This is a genomic window from Azospirillum sp., from assembly GCF_035627195.1.
Classification (GTDB): domain Bacteria; phylum Pseudomonadota; class Alphaproteobacteria; order Azospirillales; family Azospirillaceae; genus Azospirillum.
The window spans coordinates 1-14,449 of sequence record NZ_DASPMG010000428.1; the positions used below are offsets into that span (position 1 = coordinate 1).

At 70.0% G+C, this 14,449-nt stretch carries 12 protein-coding genes and 1 pseudogene; 8 read left to right on the top strand and 5 right to left on the bottom strand.

Translation table 11 applies throughout. From position 1 onward, the window contains the following. Nucleotides 1–217 (top strand): annotated as a pseudogene (locus VED21_RS36475) (patatin); the annotation flags it as partial. Nucleotides 218–396: 179 nt separating this feature from the next. Here VED21_RS36475 and VED21_RS36480 read toward each other — a convergent pair. Then, the gene (locus VED21_RS36480) at nt 397–1,305 is read right to left on the bottom strand and encodes an SAM-dependent methyltransferase (RefSeq protein ID WP_324891009.1); all 909 of its coding nucleotides are present in this window, start codon (nt 1,303–1,305) and stop codon (nt 397–399) included. 171 nt (nt 1,306–1,476) lie between these two features. Between VED21_RS36480 and VED21_RS36485 the strand changes: the two genes are divergently transcribed. Next, nucleotides 1,477–1,758 (top strand): (2Fe-2S)-binding protein, encoded by a 282-nt coding sequence (locus VED21_RS36485; protein ID WP_324891012.1) that lies wholly within the window; start codon nt 1,477–1,479, stop codon nt 1,756–1,758. A gap of 15 nt (nt 1,759–1,773) precedes the next feature. On the opposite strand, the gene VED21_RS36490 is transcribed toward VED21_RS36485, so the two are convergent. Then, nucleotides 1,774–2,814: a Leu/Phe/Val dehydrogenase gene (locus tag VED21_RS36490; RefSeq protein ID WP_324891013.1), complete on the bottom strand. Its 1,041-nt coding sequence runs from the start codon at nt 2,812–2,814 to the stop codon at nt 1,774–1,776. Nucleotides 2,815–3,193: 379 nt separating this feature from the next. Between VED21_RS36490 and VED21_RS36495 the strand changes: the two genes are divergently transcribed. Continuing rightward, entirely contained in the window at nt 3,194–3,499 is a 306-nt protein-coding gene (locus tag VED21_RS36495; RefSeq protein ID WP_324891015.1) for a hypothetical protein, read from the top strand. Nucleotides 3,500–3,503: 4 nt separating this feature from the next. Here the strand turns inward: VED21_RS36495 and VED21_RS36500 are convergent, their stop codons facing one another. Both VED21_RS36500 and VED21_RS36505 read right to left on the bottom strand, forming a co-directional pair. After that, nucleotides 3,504–4,100, bottom strand: a complete 597-nt coding sequence (locus tag VED21_RS36500) for a response regulator transcription factor (protein ID WP_324891017.1) — start codon at nt 4,098–4,100, stop codon at nt 3,504–3,506. Continuing rightward, nucleotides 4,097–6,079, bottom strand: a complete 1,983-nt coding sequence (locus tag VED21_RS36505) for an ATP-binding protein (RefSeq protein WP_324891019.1) — start codon at nt 6,077–6,079, stop codon at nt 4,097–4,099. The genes VED21_RS36500 and VED21_RS36505 overlap by 4 nt, the downstream gene beginning before the upstream one ends. A gap of 185 nt (nt 6,080–6,264) precedes the next feature. Between VED21_RS36505 and VED21_RS36510 the strand changes: the two genes are divergently transcribed. The 5 genes from VED21_RS36510 to VED21_RS36530 all read left to right on the top strand — a co-directional run bounded on the left by VED21_RS36510 (nt 6,265) and on the right by VED21_RS36530 (nt 13,437). Beyond that, nucleotides 6,265–7,272: a TRAP transporter substrate-binding protein gene (locus tag VED21_RS36510; RefSeq protein WP_324891021.1), complete on the top strand. Its 1,008-nt coding sequence runs from the start codon at nt 6,265–6,267 to the stop codon at nt 7,270–7,272. Nucleotides 7,273–7,413: 141 nt separating this feature from the next. Continuing rightward, on the top strand, nt 7,414–8,091 hold the full coding sequence (locus tag VED21_RS36515; RefSeq protein WP_324891023.1) for a TRAP transporter small permease: 678 nt from the start codon (nt 7,414–7,416) through the stop codon (nt 8,089–8,091). After that, nucleotides 8,088–9,386 carry a TRAP transporter large permease subunit gene (locus tag VED21_RS36520; RefSeq protein ID WP_324891025.1) on the top strand — a complete coding sequence of 433 codons (1,299 nt, stop codon included), beginning with the start codon at nt 8,088–8,090 and terminating at the stop codon, nt 9,384–9,386. The genes VED21_RS36515 and VED21_RS36520 overlap by 4 nt, the downstream gene beginning before the upstream one ends. Nucleotides 9,387–9,844: 458 nt before the next feature. Beyond that, nucleotides 9,845–11,335: a tetratricopeptide repeat-containing glycosyltransferase family protein gene (locus tag VED21_RS36525; RefSeq protein WP_324891027.1), complete on the top strand. Its 1,491-nt coding sequence runs from the start codon at nt 9,845–9,847 to the stop codon at nt 11,333–11,335. Nucleotides 11,336–11,394: 59 nt separating this feature from the next. Next, nucleotides 11,395–13,437 (top strand): molybdopterin oxidoreductase family protein, encoded by a 2,043-nt coding sequence (locus VED21_RS36530; RefSeq protein WP_324891029.1) that lies wholly within the window; start codon nt 11,395–11,397, stop codon nt 13,435–13,437. 46 nt (nt 13,438–13,483) lie between these two features. Here VED21_RS36530 and VED21_RS36535 read toward each other — a convergent pair. Next, a partial coding sequence (locus VED21_RS36535) for a methyl-accepting chemotaxis protein (RefSeq protein ID WP_324891031.1) occupies nt 13,484–14,449 on the bottom strand: 966 nt, incomplete at its 5' end.

A 14,449-nucleotide genomic window follows, 5' to 3' on the forward strand; every position in this document is an offset into this window, starting at 1 on the left:
CAACGTGCTGGAGGTGATGGCCGGCTCCATCGACATCATGCAGGACCGCATCACCCGTTCCCGCCTTGCCGGCGAGCCGCCGGAGGTGCTGATCGCGCCGCGCCTGGGCCACGTCGGCATCCTGGAGTTCGACCGCGCCGCCGAGGTGGTCGAGATCGGCTACCGCGCTGCCTCCATCATGCGCCCCAGCATCGAGATGGCGATCCGGCGGGCGTGAGCGGGTTTGGGAAAGAAGAAGGTTTTTTTGAACACGGATGCACACGGAGGGAGACACGGATACACACGGATCAAGGATTTTCTTCTCTTCATCCGCATCCATCCGTGCGCCGGCTCCGCCGGCATCCGTGTGCATCCGTGTCCCCCAATCCTTCCCGCTCTGGCACCTTGACCAAAGCTCTACGCCGCCGGCCAGATCCAGGTCAGCTCGTGCTTGTTGTGGTAGAGGTGGACGAGGCGCCCGCCGGGGATGGCGGCGAAGGCGCGGGCGGTCTCGTGGTCGGTCTCGGCCTGGAACTTCAGCGTGCAGATGAAGCGCTTGGCCAGCCCGCTGGCCCGCCACGCCTCCACCAGCCGCAGCAGGCGCTGCGGGTAGCAGATGACGTCGCAGCACAGCCAGTCCACCGGGCCGACGTCCTCCGGCTTCAGGCCGAAGGCGCTCTCCTGGCGGAACTCCACGCGCGGCAGCGCCGTGATGGCGGGGTCCAGCGGCGCCTTGTCGACGCTGACCACCGTGGCGCCCAGTTCATGCAGCACCCAGGTCCAGCCGCCGGGGCTGGAGCCCAGGTCGATGCAGCGGTCGCCCGGGCCGGGATGCGCGCCGGACAGGGTCAGCGCCTCCCACAGCTTCAGGTAGGCGCGGTTGGGCGGGGCGGTCTTGTTCTCGACGAAGGCCACCTCGCCGTGGCGGAACGGGCTGGAGCAGCGCGCCGCCGCGATCACCGTGCGCTCGTCCCACAGCGTCCAGGACCCCAGCGGCGCGCCGGGCAGCGGCGACGGGAACGGGACCGGCTTGGCCGAGACGTGCGGCAGGTTCTCCTGGATCAGGCTGGCGCGCCGGTGATGGCGGATCGACCACAGCGCCCAGTTCCGCTGGATGCCGCGCAGCTTCTTCGCCGCGTCCTTGATCGACTCGACCTCGATCTTCACCGGATCGAACCAGACGTTCTGCGCCCAGGCGGCCGGCCGCGCCGGTCCGGGGGCGAAGACCAGCCGGTCCTGCACGTCGCTCACCTCGCCCAGTTCGGCGACCAGATCGTCGACGAAGCCTTCGGGCGCCAGATAGATGGTTTGTCCAAGCGGTTCCATGGGGTCCAGGGGCTACAGCCCCCGGCCGGCGAATGCAAGGGGCGCCGCTCCGGACGGGCATCCCCCCTGTGACAAACCGACACCCTTATCGGAGTAGGGGGTTTTCCTAATTGACAGTCATTCTCATTTGCACTAGGTAGGAGATGCAACGAGGCCGGGGGCTCATTCCTCATGTACGTGTGCATCTGCCATCCGATCACCGACAAGCAGATCAAGCGTGTCCTGGAAGACGGCGCGCAGACGACGGCGGCGGTGCTCAAGCGCCTCGAACACAAGATCCAGTGCGGGAAGTGCGTCCCCTACGTCCGCTCCATGGTGCACGAGCACAAGGAAGCGCACCGGGCCGGCGGCTGCACCGGTTGCGGCCAGTGCGGCAAGCACGAGGTCCACACGCCCGAGCCCGCGAACCAGGAAGCCCCGGCGGCCTACGCCTACGGCGTCGCCGCCGAGTAATCTCCCCCTCTCTTCTCAGGCCCCGGCGCGCAGCCGGTCCCCGGCCATGCGGTCGACCGCGATGTGCGGCGGAACGCCGTCGCGCTCGGCGCGGCCGAACAGCTCCACCAGCGTCCGCTCGATTCGCCCGATGTGCGCGTACGCCGCGGCGCGGTCGTACCCGCCCTCCATGCGCTCGTGCTGCACGTTGATCAGCCCGCCGGCGTTGATCACGTAGTCCGGCGCGTACAGGATACCACGCTCGGCCAGCCGGTCGCCGTGCCGGTCCTGCGCCAGCTGGTTGTTGGCCGATCCGGCGACGACCGCCACCTTCAGCCGCTCCACCGTCCGGTCGTTGATCACGGCGCCCAGCGCGCAGGGCGCGAAGACGTCCGCCTCCACGTCGTAGATGTCGTCCAGCGCCACCGGCGTGGCGCCGAACTCCCGTGCCGCGCGCTCCACGCCGTCGGCCCGGATGTCGGTGACGAACAGGCGCGCCCCCTCCTCGTGCAGGTGGCGGCACAGGTGGTAGCCGACGTGCCCGACGCCCTGCACGGCCACACGCAGCCCCTCCAGCCGGTTGCGGCGCAGGCGGTGGTTGACCGCCGCGTGGATGCCCCGCCACACGCCATAGGCGGTGGCCGGCGACGGGTCGCCGCCGCCGCTGTCGAGGCCGGAGACGTGGCGGGTCGCCTTGCGCACCTCGGCCATGTCGGCGGGGGAGGTGCCGACGTCCTCCGCCACGATGTAGCGGCCGCCCAGCCGGTCGACGGCGCGGCCCAGCGCCTGCATCAGCTCCGGCGTCTTGGCCCGCGCCGGGTCGGCCAGCACCACCGTCTTGCCGCCGCCCAGCGGCAGGTCGGCCATCGCCGCCTTGAAGGTCATGCCGCGCGACAGCCGCAGCACGTCGGTCAGCGCCGCCCGCTCGTCGGGGTAGCGCCAGTAGCGGCAGCCGCCCAGCGCCGGGCCGCGCCGCGTGTCGTGGATGGCGATGATGGCCTTCAGGCCGGTGGCGGCGTCGCTGGCGAAGACGACCTGCTCGTGATCGTCGAAACCATCCGCCTCGAAAACGGACATGCGCACCCTCCCTTGGGAGACGCGGCCGGCGCCGGCCGGACGCCGACTGCGACAAAATGTCATCGTAATAGACGTTTGGTCGGATTGACGTTTTTCAATCAATGCGGCAGACAGACGCCAACAAAGACCGAAAATGGCTTAGAAATCTAAGGGCTGGAAACAACCAGCCACGGAGGAGACGCTTCACGCAATCTCATGACTGCGAATCCGGGTGGTTTACGCCGAAAGCGGGCGTCCCCCGGATGAATTTTCATTTGGAGACATTGCCGGGATATTTTGCACCGCACCATGGACATGGGCGGATGATTGACCATCTATGCGGCGAACCGGGAGGACCGCGGGAAGTGGCCCCCGGTGGAATGAAAAGGGAGGATCATCGATGACCGGCCGCAAGCGGCAGGCCTACGACAGCTTTTGCCGCGACCTGATTCTGCACGCCGGCGACCGCCTGGAACGCCTGCGCTCGTCCGTGGAGCGCCGCGAGGCGGAGGAACGCCTGGCCATGGAGCGCACCCTCGACGAACTGCGCGGACGGCGCAACCGCCTGATGGCCCGTGTGGAGGCGGCGCACCAGGCCAGCGACGACGCCTGGCCCTTCGCCCGCGCCCGGGCCGACCAGGCCGTCCACGACCTCGTCACCGGCCTGGACGAACTGGAAGCCCGCCTGCGCCGCGTGGCGGCGTGAGGCGTCATACCGTCGCCAGCAAACGCGCGAGTTCCACGGCGGTCTTCACGCCCATCTTCTCGAACACGTGCGCGCGGTGGACCTCCACCGTGCGCATGCTGATGCCCAGGTCGTCGGCGATCACCTTGTTCAGCTTGCCGGCGATGACGAGGTCCATCACCTGCCGCTCGCGCTGGGTCAGCGTCGCCAGCCGCGCGGCGATCGACGCCTGCCCGGCGTCGCGGGCGCGCTGCTCGGCGTCGTACGCCAGCGCCTCGATCACACGGTCGACGAGGTCATTGTCGTTGAACGGCTTCTCGACGAAGTCGCGCGCCCCCTTCTTCAGCGCCGACACCGCCGCCGGCACGTCGCCGTGCCCGGTCAGGAAGATCACCGGCAGGCGGCAGCCCTGCTCGCGCAGGCGGTCGAACAGCTCCAGCCCGCTCATCCCGTCCATGCGGATGTCCAGCAGCAGGCAGCCGGCCATCGCCTCGCTCCACGCCTCCAGGAACCCCTCGGCCGAGGCGTAGGCCGCCGCCGGCACGTCGCGCGAGGTGAACAGCCAGTGCAGCGCGTCGCGGATCGCCTCGTCGTCGTCGACGATGTGCACCTGTCCGGTCATGCCTCCCCCTTCCCGGCGGTCGGCAGCGTGAACTGGAAGGTGGTGCCGCCACTCCCATTGCCGCCCGGATGCACGTCGTACCACAGGCGGCCCTTGTGGTGCTCGACGATGGAGCGGCAGATGTTCAGGCCCATGCCCATGCCTTCCGTCTTGGTGGTGAAGAAGGGGGAGAACAGCCGCTCGGCCACCTCCGGGGCGATGCCGCAGCCGCGGTCGCGGATGCGCGTCGTCACCGAATCCTCGTGCACCTCCACAGCCACGCCCAGCTCGCGCGCCTCGCGCGGCGTCTGGGCCATCGCCTCGATGGCGTTGCGCATGAGGTTCAGCAGCACCTGCTGCACCAGGATGCGGTCGGCCAGCACCGGCGGTGCCCGCTCGTCGCCCTGCACGGTGATGCGCACGCCGTGCTTGCGCGCGTCGGAGGCCATCAGCGCCACGCTGTCCTCGATGACCGCCGTCAGGTTCACCGCCGCCACGTTGGGCTCGCGCTTGCGCACGAAGTCGTGCACGCGGCGTATGATCTGCCCGGCGCGGCGCGCCTGGTTGGCCAGCTTCTCCAGCGGTGGCGCCAGTTCGGCGGCGCTGCACGGGCCGGCGTGCAGGCGGTTCAGGCAGCCGGTGGAATAGCTGGCGATGGCCGACAGCGGCTGGTTCAGCTCGTGCGCCAGGGTCGAGGCCATCTCGCCCATGGTGATCAGGCGGGCGGTCTGCTGCAGCTTCTCCTGCTGCTGGCGGGCGAGGTCGGCCGCCCGCTTGCGTTCCGTGATGTCGAGGACGGAGGCCATCCAGCCGGTCTGCCGCCCGCCCGCGTCGATCAGCGGCGCTTCGTACACCAGCGCGTCGAACCGCTCCCCGTCGTGGCGCATGAAGCGCAGCTCGAACCCCTCCGGCGACACGCGCCCGGCCATGACGGAGCGGAACACGTCCTCGCACCGCCCCATCTCCTCCGGCGGCCAATAGGGCATGGGCGGCCCGCGGCCGATCAGCTCCTCCGCCGGCCAGCCGACCATGCGGCAGAAGGCCGGGTTCACGTAGGTGATGCGCCCCTCCATGTCGCGCGCCCGCATGCCGGCGGTCAGCGAATCCTCCATGGCCTTGCGGAAGGCGTGCTCCTCGCGCAGCGCCCGTTCCGCCGTCACGCGGCCGCGGATGTGCCGGCGCACCGCCCACAGGCTCCACAACGCCGACGCGGTCAGCGCGAAGATGGCCGCCACCAGGATGTTGCGCGTGGCGTTGGCGTCGGTTTGGTAGACGGTCGCCACCAGCGTCAGCCCGCGCCCCGGCGGGTCGTAGGCCAGCGTGTGGCTGCGCCGCGGCTCCGCCACCGCGAGGTGCGACTTGGCGCCCAGCACCGTGCCGTCGGCGTTGACGACCTCCAGCTGGTAGCGCTGGGCGAACCACCAGGGCACGTGGTTGGCCAGGATCGCGTCGATGGAGAAGACGCCGGCCAGCGCCCCGGCGAAGCCGCGCGCGCCGAACACCGGGATCACCACGTCGAACCCGGCCCCTCGCTGCGGCAGGCGGTAGGGCGCGCCGTACACCCGGCGGCCCAGCGAGCGCGCCACCTTGAACGCCTCGCCGCGCGGCTGGGCGCCACTGCCGTCGCCGATGCCGTCACCGTCGCCGCCGGCCGGCGGCATGGCGGCGACGGTCCGCCCGTTCGCGTCCAGCCACAGGATCTGCTCGACGGCCGGGTTGGTGGTGACGATGTGGCGCATCACCGGCGCCAGCGACAGCGCGTCGCCGTCCTCGCGCCCCAGCGTCTCGGCCAGGTGCTCCAGCTTGTCGACGTCGGAGGCCAGCTGGAAGCGCAGGTTCTGCTCGACCCACAGGATGTCCTTGATGAGGGCGTGCGCCTCCTCCTCCCGCTCGTTGCGGTCGAGCACCCACAGGAAGACGCCCAGCAGCACGACGACCAGCGCCATCGCCACGATCGGCATGGCGTGCACGGCGCCGCGATGCCCCAAACTCACCGTCACGGCCACACCGGATCGTGGAATTTTCGGTTGATCATACGCGTCTGCGGGTGCCGTTGAATGCTGGTCGCCGGGACAATCCGGCACCATCGTTACTGTACCTGCGGATTTCCACAATAGCGGGCGTACGGCATTTTAAGAAGTATGGCCGTTGCGTCGAATGATAACAATCTGGAGGAGCTCCCCCCATGAAGCTGACGAAACTTCTGTGCGCCGCCGCCCTCGGCTGCCTGATGGCAGGCCCGGCCCTGGCGCAGAACCAGATCGTCATCAAGTTCAGCCACGTCGTGGCTCCGGAAACGCCGAAGGGCAAGGGTGCCGAGAAGTTCAAGGAACTGGCCGAGCAGCGCACCGGCGGCAAGGTCAAGGTCGAGGTCTACCCCAACAGCCAGCTCTACAAGGACAAGGAAGAGCTGGAGGCGCTGCAGCTGGGTGCCGTGCAGATGCTGGCCCCGTCGCTGGCCAAGTTCGGCCCGCTGGGTGCCAAGGAATTCGAGGTCTTCGACCTGCCGTACATCTTCCCCTCGAAGGACGTGCTGGTGAAGGTCACCACCGGCCCGGTCGGCAAGCAGCTGTTCCAGAAGCTGGAGAGCAAGGGCATCGTCGGCCTCGCCTACTGGGACAACGGCTTCAAGATCCTCAGCGCCAACAAGCCGCTGATCAAGCCGGAGGACGCCAAGGGCATGAAGATGCGCATCCAGTCCTCCAAGGTGCTGGAAGCGCAGATGCGCGCGCTGAGCGCGCTGCCGCAGGTCATGGCCTTCTCGGAAGTGTACCAGGCGCTGCAGACCGGCGTCGTCGACGGCACGGAGAACCCGCCGTCCAACATGTACACCCAGAAGATGCACGAGGTGCAGAAGCACGCCACGCTCACCAACCACGGCTATCTCGGCTATGCGGTGATCGTGAACAAGAAGTTCTGGGACGGCCTGCCGGCCGACGTGCGCACGCAGCTCGAAGGCGCCATGAAGGACGCCACCGAGTTCGCGAACGCCATCGCCCAGAAGGAGAACGACGACTCGCTGGCCGCCATGAAGGCGTCCGGCAAGACGCAGTTCCACGAGCCCACCAAGGAAGAGCTGGACGCGTGGCGCAAGGCCCTGCTGCCGGTGCACAAGGACGTGGAGTCGCGCGTCGGCAAGGACCTGATGCAGGCCATCTACAAGGAAGCCGAAGCCGCCGGCTTCAAGATGTAAGCCACGGAAGGCGTCGTAGGTTGGGTTGAGCGCCAGCGAAGCCCGACACCGTCCGCATCGCGGACACGTCGGGCCTCGCCCGCGGCTCAACCCAACCTACGGCCGCCTTCCCCACGCCTTCCGCCTGCGCCGGGGACCACCATGCTGCTCAAACTGCTCGACCGGCTCGAGGAGGTGCTGATCGCCTTCCTCATCGCCGCGGCGACGCTGATCATCTTCGCCGCCGTCGCGCACCGCTACGCCTCCGGCGTGCCGGTGATCCAAGACTACATCCTGCACTGGAACTTCTCCTGGGCACAGGAGCTGTGCATCTACATGTTCGTGTGGATGGCGAAGTTCGGCGCCGCCTACGGCGTGCGCACGGGCATCCACGTCGGCGTGGACGTCGTCATCAACCGCCTGGAAGCGCGCAACCGCAGCAAGTTCATCATCTTCGGCCTGCTGGCCGGCGCGCTGTTCACCGGCGTGGTGGGAACGCTGGGCGCCAACTTCGTCTGGCACATCGCGCAGACCGAACAGACCTCGGCCGACCTGGAATGGCCGATGTGGCTGATCTATCTGGCGATCCCCGTCGGCTCCTACCTCATGTGCTTCCGCTTTTTGCAGGTGACGTGGCTGTTCGTCCGCACCGGCGAGCTGCCGCATCACGACCACGGCCACGTCGAGGGCCTGGAAGAGGATCACACCGATCCGCAGCGCGCGGCGCAGGACGTCAACTGGTACGAGATGGACGACAACCTGCACCCGCACGACATCGCCCACCACGAGGGCGGCAAGCCGCGCACCGGCATGAACGAGCCGAAGGAGAACGACCGATGAACGCCGCCATCATCTTCGGTCTGCTGCTCGCCCTCATGCTGACGGGCATGCCGATCTCGATCTCGCTGGGCCTCACGGTGCTGACGTTCCTGTTCACCATGACCCAGGTGCCGATCGAGGCGGTGGCGCTGAAGCTGTTCACCGGCATCGAAAAGTTCGAGATCATGGCGATCCCGTTCTTCATCCTGGCCGGCAACTTCCTGACGCACGGCGGCGTCGCCCGCCGCATGATCAACTTCGCCACGTCCATGGTCGGGCACTGGCACGGCGGCCTGGGTCTGGCCGGCGTGGTGGGCTGCGCGCTGTTCGCGGCCGTGTCGGGCTCCAGCCCGGCGACCGTGGTCGCCATCGGCTCCATCGTCCTGCCGGCGATGGTCAAGCAGGGCTTCCCGCGCCAGTTCGGCGCCGGCGTCATCACCACCTCGGGTGCGCTCGGCATCCTGATCCCGCCGTCCATCGTCATGGTGATGTACGCCGTCGCGACCAGCGGCAGCCAGCAGTCGGCGTCGGTCGGCCAGCTGTTCATCGCCGGCGTGGTGCCGGGCCTGCTGCTGGCCTTCCTCCTGGGCCTCACCACGTGGTACCGGGCCTGGAAGAACGGCTACCCGCGCCTGCCCAAGGCCAGTTTGGCCGAGCGCTTCCGCACGCTGCGCGAGGCGATCTGGGGCCTGCTGCTGATCGTCATCGTCATCGGCGGCATCTATTCGGGCATCTTCACGCCGACCGAGGCCGCGGCCATGAGCGCCGTCTACGCCTTCATCGTCGCCGTGTTCGTCTACAAGGACATGCCGCTGAGGGGCGTGCCGAAGGTTCTGCTGTCGTCGGCCAACATGTCGGCGATGCTGCTCTACATCATCACGAACGCGGTGCTGTTCTCGTTCGTGCTGACGTCGGAGAACATCCCGCAGGCCATCGCCGACTGGATCGTGGCGCAGGGGCTGGGCGTCTTCGCCTTCCTCCTGGTCACCAACCTGCTGCTGCTGGCCGCCGGCAACTTCATGGAGCCGTCGTCGATCGTGCTGATCATGGCGCCCATCCTATTCCCGGTGGCGGTGAAGCTGGGCATCGACCCGGTGCACTTCGGCATCATGATGGTGGTGAACATGGAGGTCGGCATGTGCCACCCGCCCGTGGGCCTCAACCTCTACGTGGCGAGCGGCATCACCAAGATGGGCATCACCGAGCTGACCGTGGCCGTCTGGCCCTGGCTGCTGACGATGCTGATCTTCCTGGTGGCCGTCACCTACATCCCCGCCATGTCGCTGTGGCTGCCGCGCGCGCTGGGCGTGATGTGAGCCATTGCGGACGTGAAGGAACGAGGGCCGCCGGGAAACCGGCGGCCCTTTTCTTGTGGCAGATGTATCGTGGCACTGCCGCTGACACCCAAATCCGCTATCGTGCCACCGTCGACCGTCTGGCCCCACTGGAGCCGTGAATATGCGCAACCGCCGCGTCAAGCCATCCCGGCCCCGCCAAAGGCCGGCCGCACGCGCCATGGCACGCGGTGCGGACTGCCAACCGATCGACACACCAGTTCAACGGCCCTCGTTGCTGGCCGTCCTTGCGACGTTCGAGCCGATCGAGGAAGAGTTCCCCGACATTCCGGACCACCATCCGACACCTGACGACAATCAGCCGTAGGTTGGCGCCAAGCGCCAGCGCGGCCCAACAATCCTCGCCATGGCGACGGGTATTGGGACGCGCTGGCGCGTGGCGCCAACCTACGCCCCCGCCCTCCGACCCATCGAGCTTCATGATGACCAACCCCGTCCAGCAACTGCTCGACCGTGCGCTCGACCGGCACCGGGCCGGCGCCTGGGGCGAGGCGGAGGGGCTGTACCGCCGCGCCGTCGCCATGGCGCCCGCGCACTCCGGGCTCCTGTTCAACCTGGGCGCGGTGCGGGAGGCGGGCGGTGACGCCGCAGGCGCCGCGGCGGCCTATCTTCGGGCCATCAGGTGTGCGCCCGACAACGCCTCGGCGTGGTTCAACCTGGGCAACGCGCGCCGCGCGCTGGGCGACCACGACGGGTCGATCACGGCGTACGCCCGCGCGCTGGCCGCCAAGCCCGACCATGCCGGCGCGCTGGGCAACCTGGGGGCGCGGCTGCTCGACGCCGGCCGCGCGGCGGAGGCCGAACCGTGGCTGGTGCGCGCGCTGGCGCTCAAGCCCGACGTGGCGGGCGTTCACCATGCGCTGGGCTGGGCACGCCAGCGGCTGGGCCGCGTCGCCGAGGCCGTGGGGCCGCTGCGCACCGCGCTCGCGGTCGATCCGAACCTGCTGGCGGCGTCCGAAAAGCTGGCCGAGTGCCGCTGCCTGCTGGGCGAGGAGGCGGCCGGCGCCCGGCAGTTCTGGCGCTACCAGAGCGCCGACGGCGCCTGGCTGGGCAAGCTGCGCATCCCCTCCCCCGCCCGCACCGTGCGGCCGGGCGAGCCGCTGCACCTCGTCGCCGATTCGGGCTTCGGCGACACCTTCCAGTTCGTCCGTTATGCTCGCTGGTTCGCCGAACGCGGCCACCGCGTGACGGTGGAGGTGCAGGCGCCGCTGCTGCGCATCCTGGCCGGGGCTGCGGGCATCGACCGGGCGATCCCCATGGGCGCCGAGCGGCCGGAGGGCGCCACCGCCGTGCCGCTGCACAGCCTGATGCATCTGGCCGGCGCATCGGCGGCCGACCTCGGCCAAACGGTCCCCTACCTGACCGCCGACCCGGCCCTGGTGGAGTCCTGGGCGGCGCGCCTGGGCGGCGGTCTGGGGAACGGCCTGCGCGGCGGCCTGCGTGTGGGCCTCGTCTGGGCCGGGGCGCCGGACGGCGCGGCGAACCATGGCCGGTCGCCACGCTTGGCCCCGCTGCGGCCGCTGCTCGACACCAACGGCATCCGCGTCTTCGGCCTGCAGCTCGGCGACGGCCGCCGCGATCTGGAGGGCGCGGCGCTGCCCGACCGCTTCACCGACCTCGGCCCCGCCATCGCCGATTTCGCCGACACCGCCGCCATCCTCGCCGGCCTCGACCTGCTCGTCACCTCCGACACCGGCGTGGCGCACTTGGCGGGCGCCCTGGGCCGGCCGGCGTGGGTGCTGCTGCCCGCCGTGCCGGCGTGGCGCTGGGGCCTGTCCGGCGCGGCCAGCCCGTGGTACCCGACGCTGCGCCTCTACCGCCAGCCGGCGCCGGGCGACTGGGCCACGCCGGTGGCGCGGATGCAGGCCGACCTCGCCCGCCTAGCCGCGAATACCCCAGCCCAACGGTAGGATGGACGAGCGGCCCGCGACCGCCGTACTCTGCCGGCCCCGCTTTCAGGAGACCCGCCGTGGCCGAGTACGTCCCGTCCGCCTGCCCGCACGATTGCCCGAGCACCTGCGCGCTGGAGGTGGAGCGCCTGGCCCCGGACCGCATCGGCAAGGTGCGCGGGGCCGCCGACAACAGCTACACGGCCGGCGTCATCTGCGCCAAGGTCGCCCGCTATGCCGAGCGGCTGCACCATCCCGAGCGGCTGACCGTGCCGCTGCTGCGCACCGGCCCCAAGGGTGCCGGCCAGTGGAAGGAAATCTCCTGGGACGAGGCGCTGGACCGGGTGGCCGGCGCGTTCCTGGACGCCGAACGGCGGCTGGGGCCGGAATCGGTGTTCCCGCTGTTCTACGCCGGCACCATGGGGCTGGTGCAGCGCGGCTCCATCCAGCGGCTGCGCCACGCCAAGGGGTACGCGCGGCAGATCTCCACCATCTGCGACACGCCGGCCAACATGGGCTGGATGGCCGGGTACGGCGACATCCGCGGGGCCGACCCGCGCGAGATGGCGGAAAGCGACCTGATCGTCAACTGGGGCGGCAACCCGGTGGCGACGCAGGTCAACGTGATGACGCACGTCTCCCGCGCCCGCAAGGCGCGCGGCGCCAAGCTGGTCACCATCGATCCCTACCGCACCGGCACGGCCGAGGTGTCGGACCTGCACCTGATGCTGAAGCCCGGCACCGACGGCGCCCTGGCCTGCGCGGTGATGCACGTGCTGTTCAAGGAAGGCTACGCCGACCGCGCCTACCTCGCCCGCTTCGCGGCCGGCGTGGAGCGGCTGGAGGCGCACCTGGAAAGCCGCACGCCGGAATGGGCGGCCGGCATCACCGGGCTGAGCGTGGACGAGATCGTCGGCTTCGCGCGGCTGTACGGGCAGATGAAGCGCAGCTACCTGCGCCTCGGCTACGGCTTCACGCGCATGCGCAACGGGGCGGCGCAGATGCACGCGGCGTCGTGCCTGCCGGTGGTCACGGGGGCGTGGCAGCACCCGGGCGGCGGGGCGCTGTACTGTTCCAGCGGCATCTACCGCATCGACCGCACCCTGGCGGAGGGGCTGGACGTCCGCGACCCCACCATCCGCGGCTTCGACCAGTCGCGCCTGGGCGCCGTCCTGACCGGCGAGGACCTGCAGGGCGGCCCGCCCGTCACCGCCATGCTGGTGCAGAACCACAACCCGGCCTCGGTCGCCCCCGACCTCGCCCGCGTGCACGCCGGGCTGATGCGGGACGACCTGTTCGTCGCCGTGCACGACGCCTTCCTGAACGACACGGCCAAGCTGGCCGACCTCGTGCTGCCGGCCACGCTGTTCCTGGAGCACGACGACATCTACCGCGGCGGCGGGCAGAGCCACATCCTGATCGGCCGCAAGGTGGTGGAGGGGCCCGGCGAGGCGCGCGAGAACAACTGGGTGAACGCCGAGATCGCCCGGCGCGTCGGCGCCGAGCATCCGGGCTTCGCCATGACGGCGTGGGAGATCATCGACGCCATGCTGAAGGCCTCCGGCCTGCCGGACGCCGAGACGCTGCACGCCAACCGCTGGCACGACGCCCAGCCGGATTTCGAGACCTCGCACTTCCTCAAGGGCTTCGACTTCCCCGACGGCCGCTTCCGCTTCGCGCCGGATTGGGCGTCGCTCGGCGACTACGGCGGCCTGCCGGAGATGCCCGACCACATGGAACCGGGCGGCCGCACGGACGGTGAGCACCCCTTCCGCCTCGTCACCGCGCCGGCGCGGCAGTTCCTCAACTCCAGCTTCACCGAGATGCCGACCAGCGTCGCGCGCGAGAAGCGCCCGACGGCGCTGCTTCACCCGGACGACTGCGCGGCTCTCGGCGTGGCGGAGGGGACGCCCGTGCGGCTGGGCAACCGCCAGGGCTCGGTGCTGGTGCACGCCCAGCCCTTCGCGGGGCTACAGCGGGGCGTGGTGGTGGTGGAAGGCATCTGGCCGAACGCCGCCTTCGTGGAGGGGATGGGCATCAACGTGCTGACGTCGTCCAGCCCCATCCCTCCGGCCGGCGGTGCCGCGTTCCACGACACCGCCGTGTGGGTGCGGGCGGCGTGACGCCGCTCGCTTTTGAGTGCGGGCGGCGTGACGCCGCCCCGCCGCCTTACCCCGCGCGCACCTGCTGGATGAAGCGGTCGACCTCCTTGCTCAGCCGCTCGGAGTCCTGGAACAGGGCGTTGGCCGCGTCCAGCGCCTCCCGCGCGGCCGAGCCGGTGCCGTCGGCCACCTGCTGGACGCCGCCGATGTTGCGCGAGATCTCCTCGGTGCCGACCGCCGCCTGCTGAACGTTGCGGGCGATCTCGCGGGTGGCGGCGTCCTGCTCCTCCACCGCGGCGGCGATGGTGGTGGAGATCTCGTTGATCTGGCCGATCACCCCGGCGATCTCGCCGATCGCGGTGACGGCGCCGCGCGTGGCGTCCTGCATGCCGGTGATCTGCGCGGCGATCTCCTCCGTCGCCTTGGCCGTCTGGTTGGCGAGGCTCTTCACCTCCGACGCCACGACGGCGAAGCCCTTGCCCATCTCCCCGGCGCGCGCCGCCTCGATCGTGGCGTTCAGGGCCAGCAGGTTGGTCTGGCTGGCGATGGAGTTGATCAGCTCCACCACGTCGCCGATGTTCTTCGCCTGCTCGGCGAGCGTCTGCACGCTGCGCGTCGTGTCGTCGGCGCGCTGGGCGGCGCGGCGGGCCACTTCGCTGGACTGGCTGACTTGGCGGGAGATCTCGCCGATCGAGCTGGTCATCTCCTCGGCCGAGGCCGCCACCGTCTGCACGTTGGCCGAGGCCTGCTCGGCCGCCACCGCGACGTTGGAGGCGCGGCTGCGGCCGTCCTCGGCCATGCCGGTCAGGCGCTGGGAGTTCGCCTGCATCTGGCTGGCGGCCGTGGACACCTGGGTGACGATGGCCTTCACGCTGGCCTCGAAGCCGTCGGCGAGGCGGCGGAGCGCCACCCGCTTCTCCTCCTCGGCGCGGGTCTGGGCGCGCTTGACCTCCTCCTCCATGGCGCGGCTGCGCACCATGTTGTCCTTGAACACCTGGACGGCGGCGGCCATGCGGCCGATCTCGTCCTTGCG

Excerpts from the sequence above, each read along its gene's own strand:
- VED21_RS36480 (WP_324891009.1), bottom strand. The coding sequence starts at position 1,305 with ATGGAACCGCTTGGACAAACCATCTATCTGGCGCCCGAAGGCTTCGTC.
- VED21_RS36495 (WP_324891015.1), top strand. The coding sequence starts at position 3,194 with ATGACCGGCCGCAAGCGGCAGGCCTACGACAGCTTTTGCCGCGACCTG.
- VED21_RS36510 (WP_324891021.1), top strand. The coding sequence starts at position 6,265 with ATGAAGCTGACGAAACTTCTGTGCGCCGCCGCCCTCGGCTGCCTGATG.
- VED21_RS36525 (WP_324891027.1), top strand. The coding sequence starts at position 9,845 with ATGATGACCAACCCCGTCCAGCAACTGCTCGACCGTGCGCTCGACCGG.
- VED21_RS36500 (WP_324891017.1), bottom strand. The coding sequence starts at position 4,100 with ATGACCGGACAGGTGCACATCGTCGACGACGACGAGGCGATCCGCGAC.
- VED21_RS36485 (WP_324891012.1), top strand. The coding sequence starts at position 1,477 with ATGTACGTGTGCATCTGCCATCCGATCACCGACAAGCAGATCAAGCGT.
- VED21_RS36490 (WP_324891013.1), bottom strand. The coding sequence starts at position 2,814 with ATGTCCGTTTTCGAGGCGGATGGTTTCGACGATCACGAGCAGGTCGTC.
- VED21_RS36520 (WP_324891025.1), top strand. The coding sequence starts at position 8,088 with ATGAACGCCGCCATCATCTTCGGTCTGCTGCTCGCCCTCATGCTGACG.
- VED21_RS36515 (WP_324891023.1), top strand. The coding sequence starts at position 7,414 with ATGCTGCTCAAACTGCTCGACCGGCTCGAGGAGGTGCTGATCGCCTTC.